General features: G+C 67.5%; 14 protein-coding genes. 6 read left to right on the top strand and 8 right to left on the bottom strand.

Going from position 1 to position 15,600, the window contains the following annotated elements:
* Window positions 1-161: 161 nt before the first annotated feature.
* The 5 genes from DMX10_RS14290 (at window position 162) to DMX10_RS14270 (ending at window position 5,186) form a co-directional block, all read left to right on the top strand.
* Window positions 162-1,085 (top strand): ABC transporter ATP-binding protein, encoded by a 924-nt coding sequence (locus DMX10_RS14290; RefSeq protein ID WP_111261690.1) that lies wholly within the window; start codon window positions 162-164, stop codon window positions 1,083-1,085.
* Entirely contained in the window at window positions 1,082-1,816 is a 735-nt protein-coding gene (locus DMX10_RS14285) for an ABC transporter permease subunit (protein ID WP_111261689.1), read from the top strand. The genes DMX10_RS14290 and DMX10_RS14285 overlap by 4 nt, the downstream gene beginning before the upstream one ends.
* Window position 1,817: 1 nt before the next feature.
* Window positions 1,818-3,653, top strand: a complete 1,836-nt coding sequence (locus tag DMX10_RS14280) for a Gldg family protein (protein ID WP_111261688.1) — start codon at window positions 1,818-1,820, stop codon at window positions 3,651-3,653.
* 13 nt (window positions 3,654-3,666) lie between these two features.
* Window positions 3,667-4,647 carry a DUF4340 domain-containing protein gene (locus tag DMX10_RS14275; protein WP_111261687.1) on the top strand — a complete coding sequence of 327 codons (981 nt, stop codon included), beginning with the start codon at window positions 3,667-3,669 and terminating at the stop codon, window positions 4,645-4,647.
* A gap of 329 nt (window positions 4,648-4,976) precedes the next feature.
* Window positions 4,977-5,186, top strand: coding sequence for a cold-shock protein (locus tag DMX10_RS14270; RefSeq protein ID WP_111261686.1), 210 nt, complete (start codon window positions 4,977-4,979; stop codon window positions 5,184-5,186).
* Window positions 5,187-5,255: 69 nt separating this feature from the next.
* Here DMX10_RS14270 and DMX10_RS14265 read toward each other — a convergent pair whose 3' ends face one another.
* From DMX10_RS14265 to DMX10_RS14245, 5 genes are all read right to left on the bottom strand, one after another.
* On the bottom strand, window positions 5,256-5,627 hold the full coding sequence (locus DMX10_RS14265) for a hypothetical protein (RefSeq protein ID WP_111261685.1): 372 nt from the start codon (window positions 5,625-5,627) through the stop codon (window positions 5,256-5,258).
* A gap of 9 nt (window positions 5,628-5,636) precedes the next feature.
* Window positions 5,637-6,440: a putative RNA methyltransferase gene (locus tag DMX10_RS14260; RefSeq protein WP_111261684.1), complete on the bottom strand. Its 804-nt coding sequence runs from the start codon at window positions 6,438-6,440 to the stop codon at window positions 5,637-5,639.
* 2 nt (window positions 6,441-6,442) lie between these two features.
* Window positions 6,443-7,582: a succinyl-diaminopimelate desuccinylase gene (gene dapE, locus DMX10_RS14255; RefSeq protein ID WP_111261683.1), complete on the bottom strand. Its 1,140-nt coding sequence runs from the start codon at window positions 7,580-7,582 to the stop codon at window positions 6,443-6,445.
* 94 nt (window positions 7,583-7,676) lie between these two features.
* Window positions 7,677-10,268 carry a glycosyltransferase gene (locus tag DMX10_RS14250; protein WP_111261682.1) on the bottom strand — a complete coding sequence of 864 codons (2,592 nt, stop codon included), beginning with the start codon at window positions 10,266-10,268 and terminating at the stop codon, window positions 7,677-7,679.
* A gap of 222 nt (window positions 10,269-10,490) precedes the next feature.
* Window positions 10,491-11,639: an iron-containing alcohol dehydrogenase gene (locus DMX10_RS14245; protein WP_111261681.1), complete on the bottom strand. Its 1,149-nt coding sequence runs from the start codon at window positions 11,637-11,639 to the stop codon at window positions 10,491-10,493.
* Window positions 11,640-11,792: 153 nt separating this feature from the next.
* On the opposite strand from DMX10_RS14245, the gene tcdA reads away from it, so the two are divergent.
* A complete protein-coding gene (gene tcdA, locus DMX10_RS14240; RefSeq protein WP_111261680.1) occupies window positions 11,793-12,596 on the top strand; it encodes a tRNA cyclic N6-threonylcarbamoyladenosine(37) synthase TcdA in 804 nt (267 codons plus the stop codon).
* Between the two features lie 209 nt (window positions 12,597-12,805).
* On the opposite strand, the gene DMX10_RS14235 is transcribed toward tcdA, so the two are convergent.
* From DMX10_RS14235 to dapD, 3 genes are all read right to left on the bottom strand, one after another.
* Window positions 12,806-13,210, bottom strand: coding sequence for a SufE family protein (locus DMX10_RS14235; RefSeq protein WP_111261679.1), 405 nt, complete (start codon window positions 13,208-13,210; stop codon window positions 12,806-12,808).
* On the bottom strand, window positions 13,207-14,409 hold the full coding sequence (locus DMX10_RS14230) for an aminotransferase class V-fold PLP-dependent enzyme (protein ID WP_111261678.1): 1,203 nt from the start codon (window positions 14,407-14,409) through the stop codon (window positions 13,207-13,209). The genes DMX10_RS14235 and DMX10_RS14230 overlap by 4 nt, the downstream gene beginning before the upstream one ends.
* Window positions 14,410-14,509: 100 nt before the next feature.
* The gene (dapD, locus tag DMX10_RS14225; protein WP_111261677.1) at window positions 14,510-15,544 is read right to left on the bottom strand and encodes a 2,3,4,5-tetrahydropyridine-2,6-dicarboxylate N-succinyltransferase; all 1,035 of its coding nucleotides are present in this window, start codon (window positions 15,542-15,544) and stop codon (window positions 14,510-14,512) included.
* Between the last annotated feature and the right edge of the window lie 56 nt (window positions 15,545-15,600).

Below are 15,600 nucleotides of genomic sequence, written 5' to 3'. Positions count from 1 at the left end.
GCAAAAAGCCTCTGACCGTCCGAAATGGAGGGGTGGGTCGCGAACTTGCGGAATCTTCTGCTGTCTTGCATTGCCGCCGGAGGACTCCTTATATTCCGCCGGCGTTTGCAAGGCCCCCGCGGCCCGCATGGCCGGGGGCTTTTCCCTTTGGGGTAGAGGCCATGATCGAAATAAAACAACTGACCAAGCGTTTCGCACAGCACACCGTCGTCGACGGCCTGTCCTTCGGCGTCGAACCGGGGGAAGTGCTCGGCTTCCTCGGCCCGAACGGCGCCGGCAAGTCCACCACCATGAAGATGCTCACCGGGTTCCTCGCGCCGACCTCCGGCACCGCGAGCGTCCTCGGCTTCGACGTCCAGACCCAGACCCTCAAGGCCCAGCGGCAGATCGGCTACCTGCCCGAGGGCGCGCCCTGCTACGGCGACATGACGGTGCGCGGCTTCCTCGAATTCATCGCCGAGGTGCGCGGCTTCCGCGGTGCCGAGAAGAGGGAGCGGGTGTCCCGCGCCGCCGGCCTGGTGGAGCTGGACAAGGTCCTGGGGCAGTCCATCGAGACCCTGTCCAAGGGCTTCAAGCGCCGCGTGGGGCTGGCCCAGGCCATCCTCCACGATCCGCGCGTGCTGATCCTCGACGAGCCCACCGACGGCCTCGACCCCAACCAGAAGCACCAGGTGCGACAGCTGATCCAGAGCCTGGCGCAGGACAAGATCGTGATCATCTCCACCCACATCCTCGAAGAGGTGGCGGCGGTGTGCACCCGCGCGGTGGTGATCGCCGCCGGCAAGCTGGTGGCCGATGGCACGCCGTACGAGCTGGAGAGCCGTTCGCGCTACCACCAGGCGGTGACCCTGGTGGCCGACGAGCCCCTGGATGCGCTGGCCCTGGCGGTACTGCCGGGTGTCGCCGGTGTCGAGGAGAACCCCCTGGGCGGCGGCCTGACGGTGCTGGCCAAGCCCGGCGAGGTGATCTTCCCGCAGGTCAACCAGCTGATCCACCAGCGTGGCTGGAAGGTCCGGGAACTGGATGTCGAGCGCGGCCGCCTGGATGAAGTGTTCCGCAGCCTGACCCGGGGAGAAGCGGCATGAAGCAGTTGCCGGTCATATTCAAGCGCGAGCTGGCGAGCTACTTCGCCACCCCGCTGGCCTATGTGTTCATCGTGATCTTCCTGGTGCTGTCCGGGGTCTTCACCTTCTACCTGGGCGGGTTCTTCGAGAGCGGCCAGGCGAGCCTGGCGCCCTTCTTCAACTTCCACCCCTGGCTCTACCTGTTCCTGGTGCCCGCCATCGCCATGCGCCTGTGGGCGGAGGAGCGCAAGTCCGGCTCCATCGAGCTGCTGATGACCCTGCCGATCACCCGCTTCGAGGCGGTCACCGGCAAGTTCCTCGCCGCCTGGGCCTTCGCCGGCCTGGCGCTGCTGCTGACCTTCCCCATGGTCGTCACCGTCAACTACCTGGGCGAGCCGGACAACGGCGCCATCGTCACCGGCTACATCGGCAGCTGGCTGCTGGCGGGGGCGTACCTGGCCATCGGCTCGTGCATGTCGGCCCTGGCCAAGAACCAGGTGATCGCCTTCATCCTCGCCGTGGTCATGTGCTTCCTGTTCATCGTCAGCGGCTTCCCGCTGGTGCTCGACGCCTTCAGCGCCTGGGCCCCGCAATGGCTGCTGGACGCGGTCGCCTCGCTGAGCTTCCTGACCCGCTTCGAGGCCATCAGCAAGGGCGTGATCGATGCGCGCGACCTGCTCTATTTCGTCACCCTGATCGCCGCGTGGCTGGCCGCCACCGCCGTGGTGGTCGATCTGAAGAAGGCCGACTGACATGAAGAAACTGATGTATTCCAGCGCCGGCCTGCTGCTCATCGCCCTGGCCTTCCTGGCGTTCAACATGGTCTCCGGGCTGGCGCTGACCAACGCCCGCCTCGACCTCACCGAGCAGAAGCTCTACACCATCTCCGACGGCACCCGGCAGATCCTCGGGGAGCTGGACGAGCCCATCAACCTGTACTTCTTCTACTCCGACAAGTCCGCCAAGGACCTGGTCGTGCTGCGCAACTACGCCAAGCGCGTGGAGGAGATGCTCAAGGCCTACGCCCAGGCGGCGGACGGCAAGATCAAGCTGCACATCGTCGATCCCGAGCCCTTCTCCGAGGACGAGGACAAGGCCGCCGAATTCGGCCTGCAGGCGATCCCGTTGCAGCAGGGCGGCGACTCGATCTACTTCGGCCTGGCCGGCACCAACGCGGTCGATGACCGGCAGATCATCCCGTTCTTCCCGCTCGACCAGGAGGAGTTCCTCGAGTACGAGATCAGCCGCCTGGTGCAGAGCCTGGCCAAGCCGCAGCGACCCGTGGTCGGGGTGATGTCGGGGCTGCCCATCAACGGGGGCTTCGACATGCAGACCCGCCAGCCGAGCCAGCCCTGGATGGTGATGGAGGAGATCCGCCAGCTGTTCCAGATCGAGAGCGTCAAGCCCAGCGTCGACCAGATTCCCGACAAGGTCTCGGTGCTGTTGCTGGTGCACCCGAAGAACCTGCCGCAGCAGACCCGGTACGCCATCGACCAGTTCGTCCTGCGTGGCGGCAAGCTGCTGGTCTTCGTCGACCCCTACAGCGAAGCCGACCACGGCATGCAGATGCCCGGCGAGATGCCCGGCGAGGACAAGGCCTCCGACCTCCCCGAGCTGTTCAAGGCCTGGGGCCTGGAGATGGTGCCCGGCAAGGTGGTGGGCGATGGTGCCTACGCCATGTCGGTGAGCATGGGCGAGGGCCAGCGTCCGGCGCGTCACGTCGGTTGGCTGAGCCTGCCGAAGAAGGCCCTGGACGCCAGCGACATCGCCACCGCGAACCTGGAGACGGTCACCGTCGCCACGGCCGGCATCCTGCGCCCGCTGGAGGGTGCGAAGACCCACTTCGCGCCGCTGATCCAGAGCTCGGAGTACGCCATGCCCTTCGACGCCGAGCGTTTCGCCATGCTGCGCAACCCCGACGTGCTGATGCGCGAACTCAAGCCCAGCGGTGATCGCTACGCCATCGCCGCACGGATCGGCGGGCCGGCGCAAAGCGCCTTCCCCGATGGCATCGAGGGCCGCAAGGACGGGCTCAAGTCGGCGGACAACATCAACGTCATCGTGGTCGCCGACACCGACATGCTCAGCGACCGCATGTGGGTGCAGGTGCAGGACTTCTTCGGCCAGCGCGTGCCGCAACCCTGGGCCGACAACTCCGGCTTCGCCATCAACGCCCTGGACAACCTCGCCGGTTCCGAGGCGCTGATCAGCGTGCGCTCCCGTGGCCGCTTCACCCGGCCCTTCACCGTGGTCGAGTCGCTGCAGCGCGAGGCGGAAACCCGCTTCCGCGAGCAGGAGCAGGTGCTGCAGCAGCGCCTGGCCGACACCGAGCAGAAGCTGGCCAGCCTGCAGAAGAACCAGGACCCGACCAAGGCCCTGGAGCTGACCCCCGAACAGCAGGCCACCCTGCAGCAGTTCATGCAGGAGAAGGTGCGCATCCGCAAGGAGCTGCGCGAGGTCAACTACCAGCTCAACGCCGATATCGAGAAGCTCGGCCGTACCCTCAAGTTCATCAACATCGCCCTGGTGCCGCTGGTACTGACCCTGGGCGTACTGCTGCTGTGGTTCTGGCGTCGCCGCCGGGCCTGAGGAGAGAAGCCTGATGGGACGCAAGGCCCTGTTGTTCCTGGCCCTCGTGGCCGTTGCACTGGTGCTGGCCTATGTCGGCCTGCACCGGACCCCCGAGCCCCTGGCGGCCAAGGGGCCGTCGCCGCTGCTGCCGGCCCTGCAGGGCCGGCTCGCCGAGGTGGAGCGCATCGAGGTGCAGCGCCCCGGCCAGCCGGTGCTGCGCCTGGCACGCCAGGACGGTGTCTGGACGTTGCCCGACAAGGCCGGCTATCCGGCGGCGGCCAAGCCGGTCGCCGACCTGCTGAGGGCGCTGGGCGAGGCCCGCGAGGTGGAGGCGCGCACCGCCAGGGCCGAGCTGCATGGCCAGCTCGGCCTGGCGGACAAAGGCGAAGGCCAGGGCATCCGCGTGACGCTCCAGGGCGAACACCTGCCCGAGCAGGTGGTGCTGGTGGGCAAGCCCGGCCAGCAGGGCAAGGGACAGCTGGTACGCCTGGCCGACCAGGCACAGAGCTGGCTGGTCGACCGGCGCATCCTGATGCCGGAGACCGAGCTAGGCTGGCTGGATCGGCGTATCACCCGCATCCCGTTCGACAGCGTGCGCCAGGTGGAGGTGACCACTCGCCAGGGCAAGGCGCTGACGGTCCATCGCGACGCAGCGGGCGAGCCGAACCTCAAGGTCCGCCAATTGCCGGCCGGTCGCAAGCTGGCCTACGAGGCAGCGGCCAACGGCATGGCGACGCTGTTCGCCAGCCTGGATTTCGCCGATGCCGCGCCGCTGGACCAGGTGCAGTTCAAGGACCGGCCGCTGCTGCAGTTCAGCCTGCAGAGCTTCGCCGGGGGCCAGCTCGAGGGCGTCATCCTGGCGCAGGGCGAGCAGTACTGGATGCAGTTGAAGCGCAAGGAAAAGTTCGACGGCGAACAAGTAGCGGGTCGCCTCGACTGGGCTTATCGCATCGAGGCGTTCCAATACCAGGCGTTGGCCAAGACACTCGAAGACCTCATTTCGGCCAAGTGACCAAGGCAACTACCGGAGTGGGCGACAGGCGTTTGCAAGTTGCTTTTCGTCGGCTCCGGGAGTGCCCCAATATGTGACCCGCAAGACCCATAAAAGGGCGTGAAAGCCCTGCCAGCCGGCCCTTTCACGGTGCCGGAAAAAAGTGCTTTTCTGTAGCATTTCCTGTCGTATACTCCGGTCGCGGTGGTTAAAAGAACGCCATTCGTAATACCCGCCCACGCCTCTCTGGACTGCGGTCGGATATAAGAAGAAGAACGTCCTTGCCTAACCGTCCAAGCCTCTTGAATAAGAGGCAAACAACAAAAATTGCGAGTTTGGAGAGAGTAGTAATGGCTGATCGTGAGGTCGGAACCGTCAAGTGGTTCAATGACGCTAAAGGCTATGGATTCATTCAGCGCGAAAGCGGTCCGGATGTATTCGTTCACTACCGTGCTATCCGCGGCGAGGGGCACCGCTCCCTGGTCGAAGGCCAGAAAGTGGAATTCGCGGTGATCCAGGGGCAGAAAGGCCTGCAGGCGGAAGACGTCTCCAGAGTCTGACGACTCCAGACAAAAGGCCCGTCGATGACGGGCCTTTTGTTTTCTGCGATACCGCGCCGAGTGATGCGCCTATTCGGTGCGCCAGATGAACTCGTTGGCGCCTGCGGCGTTGACCTTGATCCAGCGATCCGCATCTTCCTCGCCTTCCTCTTCCTGCCAGCCGCCCGGTGCGCAGCGGATTTCCACACCCAGTGCGGCGAAGGCCGCCAGTGCGCAGCCGAGGTCGTCCTCCCAGGGCGTCGTGTCGCTCTCCAGCAGCAGGCTGTGCCACTTGCCCACGGCGCGTGGCAGCCAGGTCACGGGAACGCCACCGGCGTCGCATTTGAAGGTCTGCCCCTTCTGCTGCCAGGGCGAGCAGGGGCCCAGGGCCTGCGCCAGCCAGGTGGCGACGGCATCCTGGTCGGCGTCCTTCAGGTAGATCTCGATATCGGGTTGGCGCATGGCGGGGTCCTAGTTTCTGACGATCCAATCGTAGCGTATGGAGACCGTCACTTCGAAGGCGTCCTTGATCACGGCGGCACGGCGTTCGGCGCTGGCGCGCCAGCCGTGGGGCGTCATGGCGAGGAGGTCGGCACGGGCCTCGCTGCTGGCCAGGTGCAGGTCGAACTCGAGGGTTTCGCTGTGGGCCAGCGTCATGCCCTCGGGGATCAGCGACAGGTGTTTCTCGTCGTCGTAGTCGCGCACCTCGTCATAGAGGCGTTCGCGCAGCTGCATCAGGTGGCCGCGGGTCGGGCCCATGCGCAGCAGGCCACCGCCGGGGGCGAGCAGGCGGCGGGCTTCCTGCCAGTCCAGCGGGCTGAAGACGCTGGCCAGCAGTTGGCAGCTGGCGTCGGCCAGGGGCACGCGGGCCATGCTCGCCACCAGCCAGGTCAGGCCGGGGGCGCGGCGGCAGGCGCGCTTCACCGCCTCGCGGGAGATGTCCAGGCCATAGCCATCGGCGGCGGGCAGGGCATCGGCGATCTGCGCGGTGTAGTAGCCCTCGCCACAGCCGATATCCAGCCAGCGTGCCGGGCTGCGCTCGGCCGCCAGCAGGGCCAGGCGCGCGGCCAGGGGCGCGTAGTGGCCGCCTTCGAGGAAGCGCCGGCGCGCCTCGACCATGGCGGCATTGTCGCCCGGGTCACGGCTGTTCTTGTGCTGCACCGGCAGCAGGTTCAGGTAACCCTGGCGGGCACGGTCGAAGCGGTGGTTGGCCGGGCAGGCGACGCCGTTGTCCTGGGCGGACAGCGGCGCCTGGCAGATGGGGCAGGTGAGCATGATCAGGCCAGCAGTCGCACGAGGGTCTGTTCGTAGATGTCGCTCAGCAGGTCGAGGTCGCTGGCCAGCACCCGCTCGTTGACCTGGTGGATGGTGGCGTTGACCGGGCCGAGTTCCACCACCTGGGTGCCCATGGTGGCGATGAAGCGTCCGTCGGAGGTGCCGCCGCTGGTGGAGGGCGTGGTCTCGCGGCCGGTCACCGCCTTGATGCTGGCGGCCACCGCGTCGAGCAGTTCGCCCGGTTCGGTGAGGAACGGCAGGCCGGAGAGGGCCCATTCCACGTGGTAGTCCAGGCCGTGCTTGTCGAGGATGGCGTTGACCCGCTGTTGCAGGCCTTCGACCGTGGATTCGGTGGAGAAGCGGAAGTTGAACACCGCCACCAGCTCGCCGGGGATCACGTTGGTGGCGCCGGTGCCGGCATTGAGGTTGGAGACCTGGAAGCTGGTCGGCGGGAAGAAGGCGTTGCCGTCGTCCCAGTGCTCGGCGGCGAGTTCCGCCAGGGCCGGGGCGGCCAGGTGGATCGGGTTCTTCGCCAGGTGCGGGTAGGCCACGTGTCCTTGCACGCCGCGCACGGTGAGGGTGGCGCCGAGGGAGCCGCGGCGACCGTTCTTCACCACGTCACCCACCAGGGTGGTGCTGGAGGGTTCGCCGACGATGCACCAGTCCAGGCGCTCGCCACGGGCGGCCAGGCGCTCGACCACGGCCTTGGTGCCGTGGTGCGCGGGGCCTTCCTCGTCGCTGGTGATGAGGAAGGCGATGGCCCCTTTGTGCTCCGGGTGCGCGGCGACGAAGCGCTCGACGGCGATGATCATCGACGCCAGGCTGCCCTTCATGTCGGCGGCGCCACGGCCGCAGAGCATGCCGTGTTCGTCGATCTGGGCGTCGAAGGGCTGGTGCTGCCAGGCCTGCAGCGGGCCGGTGGGGACCACATCGGTATGGCCGGCGAAGCACAGCACGGGGCCTTCGCCGCCACGGATGGCCCAGAAGTTCTCCACGTCCTCGATGCGCATGCGCTCGATGCGGAAGCCGACGGCCTCCAGGCGGCGCATCATCAGCTCCTGGCAGCCTTCATCGACCGGTGTGACCGAGGGGCGGCGGATGAGGTCGCAGGCGAGCTCGAGGGTGGGGGACAGGGCGGTCATGCGGGACTCCGGAAAGGCGGCAAGGCGTGAAAAGGACGACATCTTAAAACATAAACGGCGGCCATTGGCCGCCGTTTAGGTCACCCGCTGCGGGTCAGGCCGCAGCTTCCTGGTGGGGGTGCTCCAGCGGCTTGGGCGCCGAGGAGAGCAGCGCCATGATCAGCGCGGCGAGGTAGGGCAGCGACTGCACCAGCAGCATGGCCACCCAGAACTTCACGTCGGCGCTAGGCAGGCCCTGGACGATGCCGATGCCGATGGCAGCGCCCCACAGCAGGAGCATCACGAAGACCTCTTCGCGGGCTTCGGCCAGGGCCATCATCAGGCCGTGGTTGCTGCGCATCTTCGGCGTGCGGAAGAACGGGATGCTGGTGGTGAAGAAGCCGTACAGCACCGCCTTGGCGATGGTGTGCGACAGGGCCAGGCCCGCCACCGCGGCGCAGAACGCGTCCTTCAGGTTGACGCCGACGGCGCGCTGGTAGAGGAACACGATCTTCGCCACCTTGAAGAAGAACAGCGCCAGCGGCGGGATGGCGAAGATCAGCAGCGGCGGGTCGACCCGCTGCGGCACGATGATCATCGCGGCCGACCAGAGCAGCGCACCGATGGTGAAGAAGATGTTCAGGCCGTCGGCGATCCACGGCAGCCAGCCGGCGATGAAGTGGTAGCGCTGGCCACGCTTGAGCTCGGAGTCCTTGCCCAGGAACAGGCTGCGGGCGTGCCCCTTCATGATCTGGATGGCGCCGTAGGCCCAGCGGAAGCGCTGCTTCTTGTAGTCGATGAAGGTGTCGGGCATCAGGCCCTGGCCGAAGCTGTCATGGGCGTAGGCGGCGGCGTAGCCCTTCTCGAACACGCGCAGGCCCAGTTCGGCGTCCTCGCAGATGGTCCAGTCGGCCCATTGCAGTTCGTCCATCACGGTGCGGCGGATCATGGTCATGGTGCCGTGCTGGATGATCGCGTTGCGGTCGTTGCGGGTCACCATGCCGATGTGGAAGAAGCCCTTGTACTCGGCGTAGCAGAGCTTCTTGAAGGTGTTTTCCTTGCCGTCGCGGTAGTCCTGCGGCGACTGCACCACGGCGATCGACGGATCGGCGAAGTGCGGGACCATGTGCTTGAGCCAGTTGGGGTTCACGCAGTAGTCGGAGTCGATCACCGCCACGACTTCGGCGTCGGGCGCGGTGTGCGGCAGGATGTAGTTCAGCGCGCCGCCCTTGAAGCCGGCGAGCGGGGCCACGTGGAAGAAGCGGAAGCGCGGGCCGAGCTGTTCGCAGTAGGCCTGCACCGGCTCCCAGACCGCCGGGTCCTTGGTGTTGTTGTCGATGATCAGGACTTCGTAGTCCGGATAGTCGAGTGCGGCGAGGGCGTCGAGGGTCTGCTTGACCATCTCCGGCGGCTCGTTGTAGCAGGGCACGTGGATCGACACCTTGGGCCGGTAGGCCGAGTCGCCGATGACCGGCAGGAACGGCCGGCGGCGCGAGCGTACCCAGACCGCCTCGGCCAGTTCGTGGGCTTCGGTGAGCAGCACGATGAACACGCCCAGGGCGCCGATGCCCAGTAGCACGCCGACCGTGAGGCTGAACCAGGTGCTGTACTGCTGGCTGTAGTCGTAGGCGATCCACACCAGCACCGAGCCGCCGGCGAAGGCGACGAAGGTGAGGAAGGTACGGCCGCGCTGGCGCAGGGCGCTGCCGTCGATGAGCATCAGGGCCAGGGCCAGCAGGGCCATGACCACCGAGGCGACGGCGAGCATGCGCCACTGCGGGATGGCGATCACCGGGCCTTCGAAGTTGAACTTGGGCTGGCGCTCCAGGTTGTAGACGCCCCAGTAGGCGCCCACCGAGCCTTCGTCACTGGCCTTCCACGGCTGGTCGAAGGCTTCGATCACGAAGTAGTTGTAGCCCTGGGCGTTGAGGGCGTTGACCAGGGTGCGCAGGTAGATGGCCTGGTCGGCCTGGGAGGCGTCGGCGCCGCCGCGCATGCGACCGTTGCTCGGCCAGCCCACTTCGGACAGCAGCAGCGGCTTCTTCGGGAAGGTCTTCTTCAGGTCCTTGGCGCGCTCCAGCACGAACTGGGTGGAGTCCTGCATGGGGATGAACTCCCAGTAGGGCAGGACGTGGGCGGCGATCAGGTCGACGTGCTTGGCCAGCTCCGGGTACTTCAGCCAGATGTGCCACTGCTCGGAGGTGGTCACCGGCACCTTCACGGCGGCGCGCACGCGGTCGAGGTAGACGGAGAGGTCCTTGCGGCTGATCTCGCGGCGGAACAGCGCTTCGTTGCCCACCACCACGCGGACGACGCTGCGCGAGGTGTTGGCGATCTCGATGGCCTTGGTGATCTCGCGCTCGTTGCGCGCCTCGTCCGGGCTGATCCAGATGCCGAGGGTCACGCGCAGGCCGAATTCCTCGGCGATGCGGGGGATGTCGGCGAGGGTCCCGTCCACCGAGTAGGTGCGGATGTTGTCGGTCTGCTTGCTCAGCAGCTCGAGGTCTTCACGGATCTGCTCGTCGGTGGGGTAGCGATCCTGCTGCGGGTTCTGGTCCACACGGAACGGCGAGTAGGAGTAGCCGGAGATCTGCTCCGGCCAGTCCGGGGCGCTGACGGGACGGTTGTAGAGCGCCCAGATTCCGGTGAACAACGCAGCGACCGCCACGAAGACCACCAGGTTGAGTCCAAATTTACGCGATGGCATAGGGATTTCAGGTTCCGAAGCGTGGAACGGGGAGATAGCGCCAGCGAGCGCTGGTCGGCGCGCATGCTACTCCGGCGTCCGGCGACTGTATAGATTGTGTACGAACGATAGCCGTGCCCACCGGCCATTGCACACAGGCTTTGTCCCTGGGGGGGCGGAGAAGTTCGCGGGGATTTGCCGGGCCCGCCGGAGGGCTTGGTGTCGGGCCCGATACGAAGCGGACTACAGCGCTCGCAGCAGGATGCGCTCGCTGGCTTCCAGGTCGAGGTCGCGGCGTTCGCTGAGGGCGGTCATGCCATGGCGCTCCAGCTGCGCCAGCACCTGGGGGATGACCTCGGCATCCAGCCCGTGGTCGGCGAGGCGGGTGGGCACGCCCAGGGCCTGGAAGAAGTCGCGGGTGGCGGCGATGGCGCCGTCGATCTTCGTGTCCTCGTCGCCCTCGATGCCCCAGACACGCTCGGCGTACTGGATCAGCTTGGCGCGCTTGGGTTCACGGCGCTCCGCCAGCAGCGCCGGCAGCACCACGGCCAGGGTCTGGGCGTGGTCGAGGTGGTAGAGGGCGGTGAGTTCATGGCCGATCATGTGGGTCGCCCAGTCCTGGGGCACGCCGCAGCCGAGCAGGCCGTTGAGGGCCTGGGTGGCGCACCACATGAGGTTGGCGCGCGCCGTGTAGTCCTCGGGGTTGGCGAGGGCCCTGGGGCCTTCCTCTATAAGGGTGAGCAGCAGGCCTTCGGCCTGGCGATCCTGCAGCGGCGCGTCGGCGGGGTAGGTGAGGTACTGCTCCAGGGTGTGGACGAAGGCATCGACCACGCCGTTGCCGATCTGTCGGGCCGGCAGGCTGAAGGTGGTGCACGGGTCGAGGATGGCGAAGCGCGGGTACAGCAGTGGGCTGGAGAAGGGCAGTTTCTCCTGTCGGGCGACATGGGTGACCACGCCGTGGGGGTTGCTCTCCGAACCGGTGGCGGCGAGGGTCAGCACGCAGCCCAGGGGCAGGGCCGCCTTGGCCCGGGTGCCGGTGAGCAGGTCGAGCGGGTCGCCCTCGTGGCACAGGGCGGCGGCGATGAACTTGCTGCCGTCGATCACCGAGCCCCCACCCACGGCGAGGATGAAGTCGCAGCCTTCGCGGCGGGCCAGTTCCACGGCCTTGACCAGGGTGTCGAACTGCGGGTTGGCCTCGATGCCGGCGAAGCGGGTGAGGGCATAGCCGGCCAGGGCCTGTTCCACCTGCTGCCAGACGCCGTTCTGGAAGATGCTGCCGCCGCCGTGGGTGACCAGCACCCGGCTGCCGGCGGGGATTTCACGGGCCAGCTTGTCGATCTGGCCTTCGCCGAAGTGGATGCGGGTGGGGTTGTAGAAGCTGAAGTTGCGCATGCTGGGCTCCCTTTTTGTTATCGGCCGACTATAGCGCTGGAGGGCTGCGGGGCGATCTATGGCCCGCCATTCAGCGGTGTCGGGCTTGGGATGGCGGTCGACGCTTCCTATAATGCGCGCCCGGCCAGGTGGCTGGCGAGTTGGGAGCTAGGCATGAGTACAGACGAACGTTTCGGTGGCATCGCCCGCCTCTATGGGCTGGAGGGCGCGGCGCGCCTGCAGGCGGCGCACGTGGCGGTGGTCGGCATCGGCGGCGTCGGCTCCTGGGCGGCGGAGGCGCTGGCGCGGTCCGGCGTGGGCGAGATCTCGCTGTTCGACCTGGACGATGTCTGCATCACCAACACCAACCGCCAGGTGCACGCCATCGAGGGCGCCGTGGGGCGGGCCAAGGTGGAGGTGATGGCCGAACGCATCCGTGCCATCAACCCGGCCTGCGTGGTGCACGCGGTGGCGGACTTCGTCACCCGCGAGACCATGGCCGAGTACATCACCCCGGAGCTGGATGCAGTGATCGACTGCATCGACAGCGTGGCGGCCAAGGCGGCGCTGATCGCCTGGTGCAAGCGGCGCAAGATCCAGATCGTCACCACTGGCGGCGCGGGAGGCCAGGTGGACCCGACGCAGATCCAGGTCACCGACCTGAACAAGACCTTCAACGATCCGCTGGCGGCCAAGGTGCGCTCCATGCTGCGCCGCGACTACAACTTCTCCCGCACGCCGGGGCGCACCTACAGCGTGCCCTGCGTGTTCTCCACCGAGCAGCTGCGCTACCCCAAGCCCGATGGCTCGGTGTGCCAGCAGAAGAGCTTCGTCGGCGAGGGTGTGAAGCTGGACTGCGCCGGCGGCTTCGGCGCGGTGATGATGGTCACCGCCAGCTTCGGCATGGCGGCGGCTGCCAGAACCGTGGACAAGCTGGTGGCCGGTGCGCGGCGGCCGTCGGAACGGGCTGCGGGCTAGCACAGTTGCACCGGGGCTTTTTTCGCGGATGAACTCGCTCCCACGCGGAGGGCCGTCGCTGCGTAGGGTGGATGGCGCTCTTCCATCCACCAACGGGGTTGCCGGTGGCTTCGATGGTGGGGTGAGCCCGGGCAACCGGGCCAAAGGCTTCGCGCAGAGCTCGTTCCTACAGGCGCGAAACCCGTAGCAAGGAATTCAAGCTCCGGCCTTCACGGTGCGGCCTTGCGCATCCTGTCGAGCACGGCGTTGAGGCCGTTGCTGCGGGAGGGGGAGAGCTGCCGGGCGAGGCCGAGCTGGGTGAACCAGTCGGCAAGGTCGAGGGTAGCCAGCTCTTCCGCCGGCAGGCCCTGGACGCGCACCAGCAGCACGGCGAGCAGGCCGCGGATCAGCCGCGCATCGCTGGCGGCGCGGAAGTGGCGCTGGCCATCCTTCATTTCATCCACCAGCCAGACCTGGCTCTCGCAGCCGTGCACGCGGTTGGCTTCGCTGCGCTCTGCGTCCGCCAGCGGCTCCAGGCGTTCGCCCCATTGCATCAGCAGGCGGGCGCGCTGTTCCCAGCTGCCTGCGCCGGCGAAGGCGGCAAGGGCATCGGCGGCGGTGGGTGGCAGGCTCATCGCAGCAGCTCCAGGGCCTTGTCGAGGGCAACGAAGAGGCGCTCCAGGTCGGCGCTGTCGTTGTAGAGGCCGAGCGAGACGCGGATCGCGCCGCCGAGGCCGAGTCCCTGGTACAGCGGCATGGCGCAGTGATGCCCGGCGCGCACGGCGATGCCCTGTTCGGTGAGCAGGTGGGCGAGGTCGGCATTGTGCACGCCCTCGACGCCGAAGCAGGCGAGCGCCACCTGGGGATCGCCCACCAGGCGTACGCCGTCGCGGGCGGCGAGGCCGGCCATGAGTTTGGCGTGGAGCACGGTCTCGTGGGCGGTGACGGCGGCGGCGTCGAGGCTGCCGAGGTAGTCGAGCGCGGCGCCGAGCCCGATCACCGGGGCGATGGCCGGGGTGCCGGCCTCGAAGCCGAGCGGGGCGCCATGGAAGTCGGCGTCGTGGTAATCGGCGCGATGGACCATCTCGCCGCCGAACTGCCAGTGATCGAGGCGGGCGAGGGCGTCCGCCTTGCCGTAGAGCACGCCGACGCCTTCCGGCCCGTAGAGCTTGTGACCGGAGAACACGTAGAAGTCGCAGCCCAGGGCCTGCACGTCATGGCGGCCATGGACCACGCCCTGCGCGCCATCCACCACGGTCAGCGCGCCTTGCTGGCGGGCCATGGCCAGCAGTTCGCCGAGGGGTTGCCAGCGACCGAGCACGTTGGACAGCTGGCTGACGGCCAGCAGGCGGGTGCGCGAGTCGATCAACTGGCGTGCCTGGTCGAGGTCGATGTCACCGCGTGCATCCAGGGGCAGCACCACCAGCTCGAGCTGGCTGCGGCGCGCCAGTTGCTGCCAGGGCAGCAGGTTGGCGTGGTGTTCCAGGGCGCTGATGACGAGGCGCTCGCCAGGTGCGAACTGCCGCTCCAGCCCATAGGCCAGCAGGTTGAACGCCTCGGTGGCGCCCCGGGTGAAGACGATCTGCGCCGGATGGGCGGCGTTCAGCCAGTGGGCGACGCGCGTACGGCTGCCTTCGAAGGCCCTCGTCGCCCGCTCTCCCGGCAGGTGCTGGGCGCGGTGGACGTTGGCCGCTCCGCTGGCGTAGTAGCCGAGCAGGGCGTCGAGCACCACCTGGGGCTTCTGCGAGGTGGCGGCGCTGTCGAGGTAGGTCTGCCCCTCGGCATCGAGGGCCGAGAGGGCGGGGAAGTCGGAGCGCCAAGGGGACGGAAGCATAGCGATGAGCCTGGGACCGGCAGGTGCTGGAAGCCAGAAGCTGGAAGCCGGAAGTTCTCGAGGTCACTTCCGGCTTCAGGCTTTCAGCCTCAAGCTGCCTTTAGTTATGCGCGTGCAGCGCTTCGTTCAGCTCGATGGCGGTCTTGTTGGTCTTGCACTCGACGGCACCGTTCTGCGAGTTGCGGCGGAACAGCAGGTCGGGCTGGCCGGCCAGGTCGCGGGCCTTGACCACTTTCACCAGGGCGTTCTGGTCGTCCAGCAGGGCGACCTTGGTGCCGGCGGTGATGTACAGGCCGGCTTCGACGATGTTGCGGTCGCCCAGCGGGATGCCGATGCCGGCGTTGGCGCCGATCAGGCAGCCTTCGCCGACGGCGATGACGATGTTGCCGCCACCGGAGAGGGTACCCATGGTGGAGCAGCCGCCGCCCAGGTCCGAACCCTTGCCGACGAAGACGCCTGCGGAGACGCGGCCTTCGATCATGCCCGGACCTTCGGTGCCGGCGTTGAAATTGATGAAGCCCTCGTGCATCACGGTGGTGCCTTCACCCACATAGGCGCCCAGGCGCACGCGGGCGCTGTCGGCGATGCGCACGCCGGCGGGGACCACGTAGTCGGTCATCTTCGGGAACTTGTCCACGGAGAAGACTTCCAGCAGCTCGCCCTTCAGGCGCGCTTCCAGCTGGCGCTCGGCCAGCTCGGCGAGGTCGACGGCGCCGTGGCTGGTCCAGGCGACGTTGGGCAGCAGCGGGAAGATGCCGGTCAGGTTCAGGCCGTGGGGCCTGGCCAGGCGGTGGGACAGCAGGTGCAGCTTGAGGTAGGCCTCGGGGGTGGAGGTCAGGGCGGCGTCTTCGGCCAGCAGGGTGGCGACCAGCGGCTTCTGGCTCTCGGCCAGGCGGGTCAGCAGGGCGGATTGGGCCGGGTCGATTTCCTTCAGGGCGGTGGCCAGGTCGGCGGCCTGGGCGTTGGTGAAGGCGATGGCCTGGTTGCCGGCGCTGTAGCCGAGGATCGGGGTGATGGCCTCGACCAGTTGCGCGGCGGGCTTGAGCAGGGGCTGGGCGTAGAAGACTTCCAGCCAGTTGCCCTGGCGGTTCTGGGTGCCGACGCCGAAAGCGACGCTGAAGAGTTGGGTGGACATGGGAATTCCTCTTGCTGAATAGGGTGGATCAGGCGGTCCGGTCGATGGCTTGCCGG

The sequence above is a fragment of the Pseudomonas sp. 57B-090624 genome, from assembly GCF_003234055.1.
GTDB classification, from domain to species: Bacteria; Pseudomonadota; Gammaproteobacteria; order Pseudomonadales; family Pseudomonadaceae; genus Metapseudomonas; species Metapseudomonas tohonis.
The sequence above is the reverse complement of the archived record's forward strand: the minus strand, read 5'-3'. Positions and strand labels throughout refer to the sequence as shown.

Bases quoted from the DNA above. Each gene is read 5' to 3' on its own strand.
- DMX10_RS14290 (WP_111261690.1), top strand. From the start codon at position 162: ATGATCGAAATAAAACAACTGACCAAGCGTTTCGCACAGCACACCGTC.
- DMX10_RS14285 (WP_111261689.1), top strand. From the start codon at position 1,082: ATGAAGCAGTTGCCGGTCATATTCAAGCGCGAGCTGGCGAGCTACTTC.
- DMX10_RS14280 (WP_111261688.1), top strand. From the start codon at position 1,818: ATGAAGAAACTGATGTATTCCAGCGCCGGCCTGCTGCTCATCGCCCTG.
- DMX10_RS14275 (WP_111261687.1), top strand. From the start codon at position 3,667: ATGGGACGCAAGGCCCTGTTGTTCCTGGCCCTCGTGGCCGTTGCACTG.
- DMX10_RS14270 (WP_111261686.1), top strand. From the start codon at position 4,977: ATGGCTGATCGTGAGGTCGGAACCGTCAAGTGGTTCAATGACGCTAAA.
- DMX10_RS14265 (WP_111261685.1), bottom strand. From the start codon at position 5,627: ATGCGCCAACCCGATATCGAGATCTACCTGAAGGACGCCGACCAGGAT.
- DMX10_RS14260 (WP_111261684.1), bottom strand. From the start codon at position 6,440: ATGCTCACCTGCCCCATCTGCCAGGCGCCGCTGTCCGCCCAGGACAAC.
- dapE (WP_111261683.1), bottom strand. From the start codon at position 7,582: ATGACCGCCCTGTCCCCCACCCTCGAGCTCGCCTGCGACCTCATCCGC.
- DMX10_RS14250 (WP_111261682.1), bottom strand. From the start codon at position 10,268: ATGCCATCGCGTAAATTTGGACTCAACCTGGTGGTCTTCGTGGCGGTC.
- DMX10_RS14245 (WP_111261681.1), bottom strand. From the start codon at position 11,639: ATGCGCAACTTCAGCTTCTACAACCCCACCCGCATCCACTTCGGCGAA.
- tcdA (WP_111261680.1), top strand. From the start codon at position 11,793: ATGAGTACAGACGAACGTTTCGGTGGCATCGCCCGCCTCTATGGGCTG.
- DMX10_RS14235 (WP_111261679.1), bottom strand. From the start codon at position 13,210: ATGAGCCTGCCACCCACCGCCGCCGATGCCCTTGCCGCCTTCGCCGGC.
- DMX10_RS14230 (WP_111261678.1), bottom strand. From the start codon at position 14,409: ATGCTTCCGTCCCCTTGGCGCTCCGACTTCCCCGCCCTCTCGGCCCTC.
- dapD (WP_111261677.1), bottom strand. From the start codon at position 15,544: ATGTCCACCCAACTCTTCAGCGTCGCTTTCGGCGTCGGCACCCAGAAC.